Source organism: Vibrio sp. TRT 17S01, from assembly GCF_050113695.1.
Classification (GTDB): domain Bacteria; phylum Pseudomonadota; class Gammaproteobacteria; order Enterobacterales; family Vibrionaceae; genus Vibrio.
In genome coordinates, this window is record NZ_JBNJOG010000002.1 from 326,684 (window position 1) to 343,490 (window position 16,807).

Genomic DNA, 16,807 nt, shown 5'->3' on the forward strand with positions numbered 1-16,807 from the left:
CAGGGGCTTTTAAGCTAGCAAACTAAATCAGAGAATTATTTTTTCTCTTCTTTAGCTTTAGCAATAACTTCTTCAGCTACGTTTGCTGGACATGGTGCGTAGTGAGAGAACTCCATAGAGAACTGACCACGACCAGAAGTCATTGTACGTAGAGAGCCGATGTAACCGAACATTTCTGATAGAGGTACATCACCCTTGATACGTACGCCAGTAGTACCAGCTTGTTGGTCTTTGATCATACCACGACGACGGTTAAGGTCACCGATTACATCACCAACGTGATCTTCTGGAGTGAACACGTCAACTTTCATGATTGGCTCAAGAAGTTGTGGACCAGCTTTAGGCATAGACTGACGGAATGCGCCTTTCGCAGCGATTTCGAACGCGATTGCTGAAGAGTCAACTGCGTGGAAGCCACCGTCGAATAGTTCAACTTCAACGTCTAGAGTTGGGAAGCCAGCTAGAACACCGTTTTCCATCATTGACGCAAAGCCTTTCTCTACTGCAGGCCAGAATTCTTTAGGTACGTTACCACCAACAACTGTTGAAGAGAACGTGAAACCAGAGTTTGCTTCACCTGGCTTGATACGGTAATCGATCTTACCGAACTGACCAGAACCACCAGACTGCTTCTTGTGCGTGTAGCTATCTTCAACTGGTTGAGTGATAGTTTCACGGTAAGCTACCTGTGGAGCACCTACTTCTAGCTCAACGCCGTAAGTACGCTTCAGGATGTCTACTTTGATGTCTAGGTGAAGTTCACCCATACCTTTCAGGATTGTTTCACCTGAATCTTCATCAGTTTCAACCTGGAATGATGGATCTTCTGCAACCATTTTACCGATCGCGATACCCATTTTCTCAGAACCGCCTTTATCTTTAGGCTTAACAGCAATAGAGATAACTGGATCTGGGAAGATCATTGGTTCTAGAGTACATTCGTGCTTAGGATCACATAGAGTGTGACCAGTTTGAACGTTCTTCATACCAACAACAGCGATGATGTCACCAGCTTGTGCTGAATCGATCTCGTTACGCTCGTCTGCGTGCATCTCAACCATACGGCCGATACGCTCAGTTTTACCAGTAGCAGAGTTAAGAACAGTATCACCCTTCTTCATCTTACCTGAGTAAACACGGATGAACGTTAGAGCACCGAAGCGGTCATCCATGATCTTGAACGCAAGCGCTTTTAGTGGCTCGTCTGCAGATACAGTTGCAACTTCACCTGTTGGTTCACCAGTCTCTGGATTAGTTAGAGGCTGAGGGTTAACTTCTGTTGGAGATGGTAGGTAATCTACTACCGCGTCAAGAATAAGTTGGATACCTTTGTTCTTGTACGCTGAACCACAGTAAGTTGGGAAGAACGCTAGGTCACGAGTACCTTTACGGATACAACGTTTGATGTCTTCTAGAGAAGGCTCTTCGCCATCCATGTAAGCCATCATTAGGTCGTCGTCTTGCTCAACTGCAGTTTCGATTAGCATTTCACGGTATTCTGCCGCTTTGTCTACCATGTCTGCAGGGATGTCTTGAACTTCGTAGTTCTCTGGCTGACCAGACTCATCCCATACGTAAGCTTTTTGGCTTAGTACGTCAACAACACCTACGAAATCTTCTTCGATACCGATAGGTAGAGTCATTACTAGCGGAGTCGCTGCTAGAACGTTTTGTACTTGGTCTACAACTTTGTAGAAGTCAGCGCCCATACGGTCTAGTTTGTTAACGAAAATCAGACGTGATACGCCGGATTCGTCAGCGTAACGCCAGTTAGTTTCTGACTGAGGTTCAACACCACCAGAACCACAGAATACACCGATACCACCGTCAAGTACTTTTAGAGAACGGTAAACTTCGATTGTGAAGTCAACGTGTCCAGGAGTATCGATGATGTTTAGACGGTGATCGTTCCAGAAACAAGTTGTTGCTGCAGACTGGATAGTAATACCACGCTCAGCTTCCTGCTCCATGAAGTCAGTAGTAGTTGAACCGTCGTGAGTATCACCGATCTTGTGGATCTTACCAGTTAGCTTAAGGATACGCTCTGTAGAGGTAGTTTTACCCGCGTCTACGTGAGCAAAAATACCAATGTTTCTGTATTTTGATAAATCAGTCATTGTCTTACTCTGTTAATAAGGTATAAAGTGCGCGCAGAGTATACCACAATCTGTCAAGACTGATACCCTTGCGTGCTGTTGGATAAAAAAAAATTCCTTCCCTCTATATACTACCTACCAATTCGACTTTTCTGCTTTCCTAACCGAACGTTAAATCAAATAAGAGACACGCACACGTCTCACACACGAGAAAGTTACATCTTATTGATATTGGTGATTTATTCTTAAGTATTATCCGATTAATCTACCCACCAACAACAACATAGCAACATAAAACGTAAGCTTATTCCCTAAACATAAAATTAAGGAATAACTTAATGTTACGTAAAATATTACCTTTAACCATTATTGCTGCTGCCAGCAACGGAGCTATCGCAAGTGAGCACCATAAAATCTACACTCAAGACTTTAATGGTTATAAGTCTAACTGGCAGTTAATTACTCCCGTTCCTTTTGATTACAACAAGCAACATTTAAGTATCTCTGAGAAGCTCGCTTATACACCAAATAATCATATTCTCTTTGATGTGCGCTGGAGTGCCAGTACATTCCGCAACATGTTGAACAGTCATTGGAATAGCTCACTGACAAGCCGCGACGTTTTAAAAGCATTCGGTTCTTCGCACAGTACTTGTACAGCAAAGCTCGAGGTCGGTGCTGCTTCAATCTATGGCCCTTATCCACATAACCAAAAGGTTGCAGAGTTAGATTCTGATCTGGCTGACTGTGGTAATCGCATTAAGATTAAGCGGAACTGGTACCCTATCGATAAGCGCGGTAACCCTTCGTCAATTCAAATCCGTACGTTTATTCCGACAACTCCGGGCATTCGATATGACTTCTCGTTGGATTACGCGAAGCGAGTGAATGGGTATGACAAATCTCAAAAAGACTTATATGTATCCATTAACACCGCAACGATTGAAGGTGCCAAAGTTAACAATGCGAGCTTAAGTAGTCAGAATATTGACCTACAGACCATCAAGCTTCCATTAAACACTTCACATCATTATAGCGACTTTAACAAAGCTAAAATGACTTTTGTGGCAAACAACTTTTTTACACCAATTATCATTCGCGCTAACGATAATCCAAACTCGTATGGTCCAATTCTCAATGCACTAAAAGTGAAAGCAAGTAAGAAGCAAGACGTGACAGATGTTCATGTTGAGCTTTGTGAGAATTTGTATGAACCATACAGTCCACAGCTACAACGATGCTTAACTGAAGTTGAAGATGGTGGGGATGTTTTCTCATGTAATGTTGATGAAGCGTTAGAAACCATTGTATACGGTGAGAACGCAACACCTTCGGTTGGAACTCAAATTCCTTACGTACGTGTTACTGATGAAGGCATTCGCACTGAGTTCGACTTTAGCCGCTACCATCCAAAAGGTATGACAGGGCCTGAAAACTCTAACACCTTTTATTCTGTAGGTCGCTCTGGCGTAACAACCGTATTAATGAACTGCCCAATAAAAGGCAAATCTCTCTATGTGCGAGAGTTTACTGGTGGAGCTCCTGGTCGAACATTTGCTGACTACCCTGAACAGGGAGAAACCAAAGTTCGAATGATGTGCCTACGAAATGAAGAAGTTGAAATCAAATGGCATGCCATTGCAGATATCGGTGAAGTTGACGAACTGATCAGCAACTACGAAAACAACGAACAACTTCTACGAACAAACCGTACGCTAAATGTTAAGTTCGGAGATGAATACCAAGGTTGCCGATTAACCGCCATTCGTTTTGCGGACAAAACACATAAAGTCACAATGCAGGATGACCATAAGTTGTCAGAGTCTCAACTGCAATCACATCTATTAAGAAGTGATGGTTTTGAAATTCAAGCACTAAGTATCCATTAACTTCAATGCATAACAAAGGGGGGCTACGCTCCCCTTTTTTTGGCTGTTCTGGTCGTACCTCATGTCCTAAGTCTATGATTTTTACTCCCAAACCATCTCATTGATGAGAATAATAACATTATATTGACTGTGTCAATTTATCATCACAAGAGATGCCATTACCCTTTAGTCCGAACAACAAAAAAGAAACATACAACATCAGTTTGTTTATTAGTTCATACTAAAAAAGGAATGACTTAATGTTACAGAAACTATTACCTGCAACCTTTCTTGGGTTAGCAAGCTGCTGGGCTATCGCGGACGATACCAATCAAACTTTTGAGCAAGATTTTAGTGGTTACCGTCAACACGGTTGGGGACTGATTGCTCCAGTCCCATATCGCTACGATGATAGTGCTTTATCCATTGAAGAAAAATTAGCATACACCCCGAATAACCGCATTCTATTTGATGTTCGTTGGGCTGAACGTACACTTCGCGATCTACTAGAGTGGCAATGGAGTGATACTCTATCAGTCAAAGAAGTTCGCCAAGCTTTTAATGGACCATATAGTACCTGTAAAGCAAAATTGGAGGTGGGCAAAGCATCTATTTACGGTCCTTACCCATACCACATGAATGTCGCAGAGTTAGATTCTGATCTATACCACTGCGGGAACTACATTAAGATCAAAGACAGCGACAATCCGTACGCTAGTCCTTATGGTCGATGGTATCAACTGGATAAACGTGGTAACCCATCTTCTGTCCGCGTACGAACTTTTATTCCAACCACTCCAGGGGTACGTTATACATTCGATCTTGATTATGCAAAGCGCATTTATGGTTACGATCGCACTCAAGACAAACTCATTGTCAACGTAAAATCGGATCAATTAGAGACAATCAAAGTCAATGGTCAGTCTCTACCTGAAGATAATGTGGATGCACATCGTATTGACCTACCTTTAACTCGTACACAGCAAAACAACGGCTTTAACAAAGCAACAGTTGAGTTCGTTGCTGACCGATTCTTCACACCAATCACGGTTCGTGCGAATGATAAAGCGAACTCATATGGCCCACTACTTAACTCGCTAAAAGTACAGCCAAGTGATGATCAAGACCTGACTGATATCCATATCGAACTATGTGAAAGCTTGTATGAACCATACAGCCAGAACCTAAAAGAGTGTCTAACCAATCCAGAACCAGACACAAATGTTTTGTCATGTAATGTTGATGAAGCGCTCCAAACTGTCGTTTATGGAAAAGAAGAAGCTCCTGAAGGTAGCCGTCATGCCTACGTTCGTATCAATAAAGAAGGTGTTCGTACGGAAGCAGACCAAACACGTTACCGCCCAGAAAACATGACAGGTGCAGAAGACTCTTCAACCTTCTACTCTGTGGGCCGTGCTGGTGCAACAACAGTGAAACTAAACTGTCCAGTTCAAGGTAAATCTCTCTTTGTTCGTGAATTCACTGGTGGTGGTTACAACAGAACATTTGCTGATTACCCAGAGCAAGGTGTCACAAAAGTTCAGCTAAAATGTCTACGTAATGGCGAGATTGAAAGCTCATGGCTAGCGGTCGCTGATATCGGTGAATACGATGAGTTGCTACCAGGTTACGAAAGCAACGAGCAACTACTTCGTACCAACCGTACGCTTAATGTTCAGTTTGGCAAAGAGTACCAAGGCTGTCGCCTAACTGCGATTCGCTTTGCCGATAAAACTCACCGCGTAACAATGCAAGACAAGCACAACTTAAGTGAGTCTCAACTTGAATCTCACCTACTGAGAAGTGATGGTTTTGAAATCCAAGCATTGGGTATCAATACTTTCTAATCACCATAAAAAGAGGGAGCGAAAGCTCCCTCTTTTTATATTGCCCTACTTTCAGCCGTTGGCTGCTTTCCTTTTTCTTTTATTGATGTACATTCTTTCATCAGCTTGTTGCACCGTATCGTGATAATTCATGTACTGACTAAACTCAGCGATGCCATAGCTGATACCACAAAACGAGGAAAACTCTTTTTTCAATTTCGTTTCAACACTAATGAGCGCGTGTTCTACATGACCTTGTATCCCCGTAGCGTAAAACAAGCCAAATTCGTCACCTGAAATCCTAAAAAGCATCGCTTCTTTCGGTAACGCCTTAGCTAAGTGGGAAGCAAACGAAACCAAAAGCTTGTCACCTACCTTATGACCATAACAATCATTACATTGCTTCAATCCGTCCAAATCAATATAGATGAATGACTCTGACTCTGATGCCGTTTGTAACCGTTCTTCCATCGCATATCGATTTGGCAATTGAGTTAAAGGATCACGATGGGCCAATTGCAAATGTAACTCGGAACGCTGCAACGCTTCATGGCGCTCATGTTCAATTCGAGTCATCTGATATGCCACCACACAAGACAACAAAAGCACCTCACAAGCAACCGCAACCAACCCAATATGAGACATATAAATCGTTGTCACACCAGCAATTTGCTCTTGTGAAATCGCTATCATCGCTAGAATAAAAAAGCCGAGATTCGCTAGCAAATACCACCTTGCAACAATGTTCTTTTGCCAACTGAGAACCAAACCACTGCACAAACCAAAGCACAAGAAAATGGCGACCCCCAACCGATTGAACTCATTTTGAAAATTTGGCAAGAAAAACGATACGATAAAAAAAGCGCTAAACAATGCAACAATCGCAAAGCCACTCCACCATAACCAAGGGTGCTGCAAACGAGTAATACCCAGCAATGCAAGAACAAAAACCACATAAGCAATGTTCGATAGCAAGATCGGCCAGCTCGCACCAGTGAACCATGTAGCACCCAGCACATCACTTAAGAATAGTAACGATGTGGCATTGAATAGAAGGTTCCCAAGAATAAACAGAGCGTATGCCAGATCAACACGAGAGCGCCGGGTAATAGATAGCACCAAATAGTAAAAAAATAGACTAGCAAAAATACCTAGCCCTAATAGAGTGATGCTGTTTCCGGTCTTAATCTCTTGAATATATTCCGCTTCCGGCATAATAAAAGGCGTTGGCGGGGCAATATTAAACTGTGACTGCTGGAAGGTGAGTAAGGAGTAATCCCCAGGGATAAGCTCTACCATTCGACCATGGCGGAGAAAATACGGGTTGGCTTCTTGTTCAAGAATTCCTCCCGTAAAAACTTGAATAGGCTGCTCACCTCCATCAAACAGAACATGCTGGAAGTGCCCAATCAAAGTTGAATTACGAAAGTCGATGACATATCGCTGAGGTTGACGAACGGTAAAGCGAAAAAAGCTAACTTGCTTACCTCCGGTGAGAGCAAACTCGTCCTTTGGCTTTAACGAATGCAAATGATGACGTAATGACGTGCCGGCTTGCCACTTACCTCCTTGATACCACTGAACAGACTGGCTCGTTTCAACGGTTGTTTCTGGATGTGCCCAACTAAAAGTGGCACACATCCAAAGCAGCAACATTGCATAAATTTTCACGAATATATCCTTATATACGTAATGTCTTATCAATTATGCAAAAACTTGCGTCTTATTAATTATACTATCATTACAAATCATCGAAATGCTCAATAGCTTCAGAAAGGTTTTTCACGCCAAAGATTTGCATTCCTGCGATACCACCTTTTGGCATATTGGCCGCTGGAACAATGGCACGTTTAAAGCCATGCTTAAATGCTTCATTGAGGCGCTCTTGCCCACTAGGTACGGGGCGGATTTCCCCCGCCAATCCTATCTCGCCAAAGACCACAACATCTTTCGGCAATGGTCGGTCACGGAAGCTAGAAATCAAGGCCATTAATAGTGCTAAATCCGCACTGGTTTCAGTGACCTTCACACCGCCAACAACATTAACAAACACGTCTTGGTCAGCCATTTGTAACCCACCATGTTTATGTAAGACGGCAAGCAACAACGATAAGCGGTTCTGCTCCAAGCCAACCGCAACACGGCGTGGGTTTGCCAGTTGGGAATAATCGACCAAAGCTTGAATTTCAACCAATAAAGGCCGGGTACCTTCCCAAACAACCATAACTGAACTACCAGCGGTATCCTCTTCCCCTCTTGAAAGAAAAATCGCCGAAGGATTGCTTACTTCTCGCAGTCCTTGTCCTGTCATTGCAAATACGCCAAGCTCATTAACCGCACCAAAACGGTTTTTATGGCTACGTAAGGTGCGGAATCGACTGTCGGTACCGCCATCTAGCAACACCGAACAGTCAATAATGTGTTCTAACACTTTTGGACCTGCAAGTGTGCCATCTTTGGTCACGTGGCCCACGATGAATACTGCAACATTGTTTTGCTTAGCATAACGAGTTAATGCCGTTGCAGACTCGCGGACTTGAGCCACACTACCAGGAGAGGATTGAACGTCTGAGACATGCATAACCTGAATCGAGTCAATGACCATGATCTTAGGCTGCTCTTTTTCTGCGACTTGGCAAATACGATCGACGTTGGTTTCTGATAGCATTTTTAAATGCTCTTTCGGTAGACCGAGTCTTGAAGCCCTCATCGCAACTTGTTGTAATGACTCTTCACCCGTGACGTATAACGTTGGCATCTGAGACGATAACACGCACATAGTTTGCAGCAGTAATGTCGATTTACCCGCACCTGGATTACCACCAATCAAAATAGCCGCTCCTGGGACCACTCCGCCCCCCAGCACACGATCAAGCTCCTTAAAACCACTGCTAAAACGAGGCACATCTTGTAGATCGATCTCAGACAATGTTTGAACCTGAGTCTCACCACTATTTCCGGCATAACCTGTCAAACGTTCATTTCTTGCAGCGGCAGGTGACGCCGCTAGCCTGACTTCGCTGATCGTATTCCAGCTACCACATGCATTACATTGTCCTTGCCAACGAGGGAAGTCTGCACCACAGTCATTACATACGTAGGCTCGTTTTGCTTTTGCCATGAGTCCTCAAATTTATTTACTTGTGACAATAAACGGGTTATTCATCGTCATTTTGACTTGATTAGCCGTAACATATCACTAAAGATCTTTATATCAAGGCCGATATGATTAGGTATGGAATACTCTAACAGAAATGTATGCAGCAATCTGAAATACTCTCATTGGCGGAAAGACTAATTCCAGCCTACAACTCTGATGATTTTAATTTCGTTTTATCACAAATGACGGAAGGTGAAGCGCCGTCTGTCAAAATTCTGGTAAAAATGGAGTTGAATCGAGTCATGGCACCATGCTCGAAGAGTATAGATCTGCGCGGCCGAGTCCAAGGCGAATGCCGTGAATACGAATTAGATGGGATCAAACACTGGCTGGATGATGTCGCCTTTAATGCCTATCACAAAAATACACGCAAGTTTGGTGGTTACACCGAAGGTGTTTGGGAAGCACTATGCAATACTCGAAACAACTTCCGCGTAATGCAACAACGAGGAAAACTGAAAAACAAAGGTCTAAGTAACGAAGACCATCAATTCGAAGTTGAACCCATCACACTCGGCTACGATTTAAAGCGGCGAGAAAACCGGCTCAAACTCTCTTCTCAAATTGAAATCATGCTCCCTCGAGATCAACTCGTACATGCCGTAACGGTTGATGTTTCCCCTTCTGGTGCTCGTTTCAAAGTTCCGACTGCATTTGACTATAAACTCGGCGAAGTGATTGAAGTCACCTATGTTGAGCTGGCAAAGCATTCTGAGATTTACGAGATTGCGGCACCGCTTCAATACCGCATTGTGGGCATTGATGAGTCTTATGAGAATGATGCCGTAAAGTTTTTGCGCGTATTGAGGCTAACAGAGACCAACGTCATTGAACAAGTGATTCAAGAAAACCTTCAATCGGATTCGCTTAAAGCTCGACACGATAACCAAGACAAAATCATCCGAGCTAGAACAAGAGGCTACGAGCACGCCTATCTAAAACACACTTGCAATTTACCTGTCTTTTTTAGTGGCAATGAGCTGAAGTTGGTGCTCATGACTGAGAACAACAAGCCAATATGGCAGTACTGGCACGATGAACGTAACCAACAGACTTTAAGCAGTTTATTCCATAAAGAAAGAATGAAGCACTTAACAATGCCGGGCCTTAGAGGCAGCAATAATGTGCTCTACTCCTTTACCCATGAGCATCAAAATAAGAAACTATTTTTCTCCATGATGATGCCTGAAGCTTCGCGAGAAATTCGTCAGTTGTTTTGGCATGTTGGAGCAAAAAAAAGTTGTTGGAAAGCCTTTCGCTTATCTGTTTTTGAACTGTCTGAGGAAGACAAAACCCAGCTTGCCCCTCACACATCTGAGCTTCAGCTAAACAATGATGAATTGACACATTGTGGCTTCTTACAAGAGATCTCTGACTCATCCATGGGTAGAGACTACATTCTGACCGAAAAGCCTAGGTTACCAACAAACACACTGAATCAATTCATCCACTCACGTCAATCGACTTCGCAGCCTGCCTGTCTCTACTTTGATGCAAAGTCACGACGTAGAGAGCCACGCTATCAGTTCCGCTCACCATTAACATTAACTTATTCTAACCAGCAAAATGCTGGCGTCACCGTTGATATATCTAAACATGGCTGCAGTGTTGCGTTGGCAGAGCCAAGTAAGCTCAAAGCGGGAGAAAACTGTTTCGTCAATTTCCGTGAACTTCAATTGTATGACAAGTCACTACCTTTGGATGCCGTCCCTTATAAAGTGATACGGATCAGTCCGGGTGGGAAACAACTTCAATTAGCGATTCACGAAGACAGCCATACGAACAAAACCATCGCATTTTTTGGTGCCTTAATCGACCACAATAAAGAGAAACTCAATGCGAAGAAAGAGCTGTTGCCTAGTAATGAGTTACTTGAAGGATTGCATAATATCTTGCTCGACAAAATGGTCAGTACGCCACTGTTTTTCGAGAAAAAAGGGGGGAACTTAAGTCCTAGTATTATTGGAGTGAACTACCCACTCCTACCTCACCTTGCCCTGCTTGCCAAGCTGGGACAAGAGCAAAGCTTCTCCGTTGAGCCCATCTATAAAGGACGTACCAATACCCTACTTGCAACGCCAATGAAGCGTATCGAAGGGGCGGAACCTCAATATCACGAACTATACCTTTCCGCGCTAAAATTTGGCACACGAATTCAATCGTTGGAGACCAAACTTGCCAGTGATTTTGAGTCAATCAAAGAGCGAATTAGCTTTATTAAAAAAGCGCAGGCAATGGGCGACTTTTATGCGCTACGAATTTGTGGTGCGCCAGTTTTTGAACCCATCACCGCCTTGTTACGAAAAGACATTGAAGAATTAACCCAGATCAGCATGCATCAGGCAAGAAGCTTAGAGAAAGAAATAGCCACCATTGTTGGCTATGGCGAGCTGATTGATATCACCGAAGAAGTACTTATTCGACTCGAACTGACCAAATAAAAAAGCGAGGACTTATGCCTCGCTTTCTATTTAAGGTGTTGGTTTCCAGCTTAATTTCTTCTGTTTGGCTAACATGGCAGATAAGACACACAATACCCCGCCAAGTCCAGCATAGCGCACTGCAACCTGTGCCTGCGCTTCAACTTTAGGTTTTGCATGATACGCAATGCCTAACCCAGCCGCTTCCATCATGACCAGATCATTTGCACCATCACCAACAGCAATAGTGTTGTGAACTTCTACGTCATATTGCTCTGCAAGCTGAACTAAAATGTCAGCTTTAGTCTGTGCTGAAACCACCTCTCCCAATACACGTCCGGTGAGCTTACCGTCGATAATTTCCAGTTGATTAGACTGAGCATGATCTAAGTCGAGCAAGGACTTGAGATGATCAGAGAAGTAGGTAAAGCCGCCTGACGCGATCGCTGTTTTCCATCCAAATTGATGTAGCGTCGCCACCAGCTCTTTTAAATCTGGCATCAGAGGTAATTCTGCACGAACCGACTCGAGGATACTTTCATCCGCCCCAGCTAACTTTCCAACACGCTGGCGTAAACTTTGCTCAAAGTCGAGCTCTCCTTGCATCGCTCGTTCAGTCACTTCAGAGACTTCTTCACCAACGCCTGCGAGCTTAGCAATTTCATCAATACACTCGATCTGAATGGCTGTTGAGTCCATGTCCATGACGATCAAACCGGGCTTAGATAAATCTGGCACCTCTGTTAAACGCGCATAGTCCAGCTCCAGTGCTTGAAGAATTGATTCATGCTCTTGAGTTAGCTCTACGCCCATAAGCGCAACTTCATATTTTCCTACCGCCCATACATCCACAACAGGAGTATAGTCACCAACGAAGAAGTCGATGTCTTCAAAGTGCTGTGGTGACAAGAATTCACCGTAGATAATCCAACTCGCTTTTGCTTTATCAAACTGGGTAGCAAAACGGGTTTCAGGAAGGCGATTAAGTAAAGTAGTTTGACGACGAATAGAGAATGTCTTCAACGTTTCCATGTAATTAAATCCTTATTTAAACTCCCAACAACTTACCCTATTGCAATTTACAAACGCAAGTCTCAATATTCTCTATAGTATGAATATTCCGTATAGGACTGTTATGGATACTTCTTTATTTTCATTTCGCATGGCTTTGAGGGTGTTAGCCATTCTATCGCTGATCGCAATGGTCGGGGTGATTGGTATCAACAGCGTCAAGATCACCAAAGGTAATGAGCAAATTCAAGCGAACCAGCTAGAAACATTAACCAAGGTGCTGATCTCTCAAGCATCATTGTCTGCTAGCGAGATGATCATTCAACAAGATCAAGAGCGCCTGCTGAAACTCACCAACCAGCTAGCGAAAGATAACTTAGTGTTTGATGCCGCGATCTACGACTCTGAAGGGGTACGCCTAGCTGCAAGTGACACATCAAAATCGGTACGAGAGATCTTAGGGCTTGATACGCCACTGGAAACAGCACGAATTGGCCGTCAACAACTGGTTGAACCGATCTTACATGACAGTAGTATTATTGGCTTTGTCCGCATTACTTTTGAAACAGGAAAAGTCACAGCGTTTTCGGATCATTACTATCGCAAAAGCGATCGTTACATGTATTCAATGGTTGGAATGAGTTTTATCGGTGGGTTACTACTAGCGTTTGTCCTACGCAGAAAACCTCGAAATAAGGGGGAAAACCTCCTACTCAAAAATGTCTAACTGATATAAAAAAACCTCAGCAGTTGCTGAGGCTTTTTTAATTTTCTTCACTTATTCTGCGTCACCAAGCAATACAGAATCTAGGGCAATGATCATCATGTCGTTAAACGTGGTTTGACGCTCATCTGAAGTGGTTTGCTCACCTGTTTTAATGTGGTCTGAAACCGTACAGATAGTCAGAGCTTTCGCACCATATTCCGCACATACGCCGTAGATGCCTGCCGCTTCCATTTCAACACCGACGATACCGTACTTGTCCATTACATCGAACATTTCTGGATCCGGCGTGTAGAACAGCTCAGCAGAGAACAGGTTACCCACTTTCACTTCAATACCACGTGCTTTCGCTGCATCTTCTGCTGCACGCACCATCTTGTAGTCTGCGATAGCTGCAAAATCGTGGCCTTTAAAGCGAATACGGTTCACTTTAGAGTCAGTACACGCGCCCATGCCAATCACAACGTCGCGAACTTTGATGTCTTCACTTACCGCACCACAACTACCGACACGGATAATTTTCTTCACGCCAAAATCTTTGATTAGTTCAGTCGCGTAGATTGAACATGACGGAATACCCATACCGTGGCCCATAACAGACACCTTACGGCCTTTGTATGTCCCAGTGAAACCATACATGTTACGTACATCGCACACCTGTACTACGTCCTCTAGGAAGGTCTCTGCGATGTATTTTGCTCGCAATGGATCGCCCGGCATAAGAACAACATCTGCAAATGCACCCATTTCTGCGTTGATATGTGGAGTTGCCATGATTCAATTTCCTTTTCTTAATCGGAGTAAGTTAGCAATAAATAAAAGAATAGAGGGACAAGCCCTCTATTTAAATCAAACTATTTGTAATTACAGGAAATTCTTCCCGTATTCCATAGGAGAGGTACCAAAGTAACTCGCCAAGGTTTGGCCGATATCAGCAAAGCTATCGCGACGACCCAGTGAACCTGCTGGCACTTTTTTCCCGTAGACAATGACAGGGATATGTTCACGTGTGTGATCAGTACCCGGCCATGTAGGATCACAACCGTGGTCAGCGGTAAGAATTAACAGGTCATCTTCTTCCATCAGCTCCATTACTTCATGGATACGACCGTCAAAGTACTCTAGCGCTGCTGCATAACCAGCTACGTCACGACGGTGGCCGTAAGCTGAATCGAAATCAACGAAGTTAGTGAATACGATAGTATTGTCACCCGCTTCTTTGATTGCTTCTTTGGTTGCTTCAAATAGAGCTGGGATGCCCGTTGCTTTAGTCTTCTTAGTGATACCACAGCCAGCATAGATATCAGAGATCTTACCAATCGAGTGAACTTCACCGCCCTTCTCATCTACTAGCTTTTGAAGAATCGTTGCTGAAGGTGGCTCAACAGATAGGTCACGACGGTTACCGGTACGCTCAAACTGACCTTTACCTGAGCCAATGAATGGACGAGCGATAACACGGCCAATGTTGTAATCTTCAAGCTCTTCACGTGCGATTTGGCACAGCTCTAGTAGACGCTCTAGACCAAACGTTTCCTCGTGACATGCAATTTGGAAAACAGAGTCAGCTGAGGTATAGAAGATGGGTTGGCCAGTCTTCATATGCTCTTCACCTAAGTCATCAAGAACCTGAGTACCTGACGCGTGGCAGTTACCTAGGAAGCCGTCTAGACCTGCACGCTCAAGAATGCGATCTGTTAGCTCTTTCGGAAAGCTGTTTGCTTTATCAGTGAAGTAGCCCCAGTCAAACAGGACTGGTACACCAGCAATTTCCCAGTGGCCTGATGGAGTATCTTTACCAGAAGAAAGCTCAGCCGCATGGCCGTATGCACCGATGATTTCAGCGTCAGCGTCAAGGCCAGGAGCAAAGCTACCTGTTGACTCTTTGTGCGCCATCGCTAGGCCTAGCTTAGATAGGTTAGGTAGCTTTAGTGCGCCGTTACGATCCGCATTATCAGCTAAACCTTTATCACACTGTTCTGCGATATGACCTAAGGTGTCAGAACCCACATCACCAAAATCTTTCGCATCAGCCGTTGCACCGATACCAAATGAGTCTAAGACTAAAATAAATGCTCTTTTCATTGCTCTCTTCCTTTAACTGGTCGAGAGGAAATGCTCAATCGACCAATCTAATAATAATAGTAATTCAACTCAAGATAGTTGGACTTGCAGCTAGGCAACAAGCAAGCGAATCCCCTGAGCATAGCTCGTCTATGTGACTGGGGTGAGCGAGCGCAGTTAACGCCGCTGCAAGTTCAAATATGAAGAGTTTAAAGGTCTTCCGCGCGAATCTGACGATATACCTCTGGCGTTGGCGTATATTCGCCACCAATCGTAATCGCCGCTTTCAGTGCGTTCGCCGCTTCTTGCCACTGCTCTTCATTGCGAGCGTGGATCACAGCTAGAGGCTTGTCACTAGACGCTTGTTCACCCAAGCGAATAAAGTCATCAAAGCCGACTGCGTAGTCGATCACGTCAGTTGCCACGCGGCGACCACCACCCATAGAAACAACTGCCATACCGATTGCACGGGTATCCATTGCTGAAACGACACCAGATTCATCAGCAAAGACTGGCTTGATGATTTCTGCTTTTTCTAGGTAGTTATCGTAGTTCTCAACGAAGTCTGCTGGGCCACCAAGGCCTGCAACCATCTTACCGAAACACTGCGCCGCTTTACCGTTGTCTAGTACTTCCAACAGTTTCGCGCGTGCATCTTCTGTGTCATCAGCAAGTTTTGCCAATACCAACATCTCTGCACATGACGCCATCGTTACTTCAAGTAGACGAGGGTTACGGTATTCACCCGTTAGGAACTGAACCGCTTCACGAACTTCTACTGCGTTACCCGCTGAAGAAGCCAGTACTTGGTTCATATCAGTTAGAATTGCGGTTGTCTTGGTGCCTGCACCGTTTGCTACCGCTACGATTGATTTCGCTAGCTCTTCAGATGCTTCGTAAGTTGGCATAAACGCACCAGAGCCTACTTTTACATCCATAACTAGAGACTCAAGACCCGCAGCCAGTTTCTTAGACAGAATTGACGCTGTGATAAGCGAGACGTTGTCTACTGTCGCGGTAATATCACGAGTTGCGTAAACACGCTTGTCTGCAGGTGCTAAGTCACCAGTTTGACCGATAATTGCCACGCCTGCGTCTTTAGTCACATCACCAAATACTTCATTAGTCGGTGTGATGTTGTAGCCTGGAATTGACTCAAGCTTGTCTAGCGTACCGCCAGTGTGACCAAGGCCACGACCAGAGATCATAGGAACGAAACCGCCACACGCTGCCACCATAGGGCCAAGCATTAGCGAGGTTACGTCGCCTACACCACCCGTTGAGTGTTTATCAACAATAGGACCACCAAACTCTTTGTGGCTCCAATCGATCACCATACCAGAATCACGCATTGCACACGTCAGTGCGATACGCTCAGGCATTGTCATTTCGTTGAAAAAGATTGCCATTGCAAATGCCGCGATCTGTCCTTCAGATACAGAGTTGTTTGCAACACCTTGAATGAAGAAGTTAATTTCTTCGGCAGTTAGAACTTCGCCGTCGCGTTTTTTACGAATAATTTCTTGGGGTAAGTACATTAGATCCTCCCATGCTAAAGGTAGCAATGGTTGTAAGGTAAAGAGGTAATGTGGAGCAGCGAACCACTGCTCCACCAAACAGACTTTCTTGTTATCTACT

At 44.2% G+C, this 16,807-nt stretch carries 11 protein-coding genes; 4 read left to right on the forward strand and 7 right to left on the reverse strand.

The features are described 5' to 3' along the window. Positions 1-35 precede the first annotated feature (35 nt). Positions 36-2,117 (reverse strand): elongation factor G, encoded by a 2,082-nt coding sequence (fusA, locus tag ACQEXS_RS04745; RefSeq protein WP_427009926.1) that lies wholly within the window; start codon positions 2,115-2,117, stop codon positions 36-38. A 317-nt stretch (positions 2,118-2,434) separates the two neighbouring features. Here fusA and ACQEXS_RS04750 point away from each other — a divergent pair, with 317 nt between their 5' ends. Together ACQEXS_RS04750 and ACQEXS_RS04755 are read left to right on the forward strand one after the other, a co-directional pair. Then, positions 2,435-3,985, forward strand: coding sequence for a hypothetical protein (locus ACQEXS_RS04750; protein ID WP_427013005.1), 1,551 nt, complete (start codon positions 2,435-2,437; stop codon positions 3,983-3,985). 239 nt (positions 3,986-4,224) lie between these two features. Continuing rightward, complete coding sequence (locus tag ACQEXS_RS04755) at positions 4,225-5,811, forward strand: hypothetical protein (RefSeq protein ID WP_367987190.1); 1,587 nt, start codon at positions 4,225-4,227, stop codon at positions 5,809-5,811. Between the two features lie 51 nt (positions 5,812-5,862). Here ACQEXS_RS04755 and ACQEXS_RS04760 read toward each other — a convergent pair whose 3' ends face one another. Beyond that, a complete protein-coding gene (locus ACQEXS_RS04760) occupies positions 5,863-7,461 on the reverse strand; it encodes a diguanylate cyclase domain-containing protein (RefSeq protein WP_427013006.1) in 1,599 nt (532 codons plus the stop codon). Between the two features lie 70 nt (positions 7,462-7,531). Next, positions 7,532-8,911 carry a DNA repair protein RadA gene (gene radA, locus ACQEXS_RS04765; protein ID WP_427009922.1) on the reverse strand — a complete coding sequence of 460 codons (1,380 nt, stop codon included), beginning with the start codon at positions 8,909-8,911 and terminating at the stop codon, positions 7,532-7,534. 137 nt (positions 8,912-9,048) lie between these two features. On the opposite strand from radA, the gene ACQEXS_RS04770 reads away from it, so the two are divergent. Continuing rightward, the gene (locus ACQEXS_RS04770; RefSeq protein ID WP_367987193.1) at positions 9,049-11,391 is read left to right on the forward strand and encodes a PilZ domain-containing protein; all 2,343 of its coding nucleotides are present in this window, start codon (positions 9,049-9,051) and stop codon (positions 11,389-11,391) included. A gap of 30 nt (positions 11,392-11,421) precedes the next feature. Here ACQEXS_RS04770 and serB read toward each other — a convergent pair whose 3' ends face one another. Then, a complete protein-coding gene (serB, locus tag ACQEXS_RS04775) occupies positions 11,422-12,402 on the reverse strand; it encodes a phosphoserine phosphatase (RefSeq protein WP_427013007.1) in 981 nt (326 codons plus the stop codon). 103 nt (positions 12,403-12,505) lie between these two features. Between serB and ACQEXS_RS04780 the strand changes: the two genes are divergently transcribed. Next, positions 12,506-13,108 (forward strand): YtjB family periplasmic protein, encoded by a 603-nt coding sequence (locus tag ACQEXS_RS04780; protein ID WP_427013008.1) that lies wholly within the window; start codon positions 12,506-12,508, stop codon positions 13,106-13,108. 51 nt (positions 13,109-13,159) lie between these two features. Here ACQEXS_RS04780 and deoD read toward each other — a convergent pair whose 3' ends face one another. From deoD to deoA, 3 genes are all read right to left on the reverse strand, one after another. Then, complete coding sequence (gene deoD / locus ACQEXS_RS04785; protein WP_005473519.1) at positions 13,160-13,879, reverse strand: purine-nucleoside phosphorylase; 720 nt, start codon at positions 13,877-13,879, stop codon at positions 13,160-13,162. A gap of 90 nt (positions 13,880-13,969) precedes the next feature. Beyond that, a complete protein-coding gene (locus tag ACQEXS_RS04790; RefSeq protein WP_427013009.1) occupies positions 13,970-15,190 on the reverse strand; it encodes a phosphopentomutase in 1,221 nt (406 codons plus the stop codon). A gap of 188 nt (positions 15,191-15,378) precedes the next feature. Continuing rightward, positions 15,379-16,707 (reverse strand): thymidine phosphorylase, encoded by a 1,329-nt coding sequence (gene deoA / locus ACQEXS_RS04795; protein ID WP_427013010.1) that lies wholly within the window; start codon positions 16,705-16,707, stop codon positions 15,379-15,381. Between the last annotated feature and the right edge of the window lie 100 nt (positions 16,708-16,807).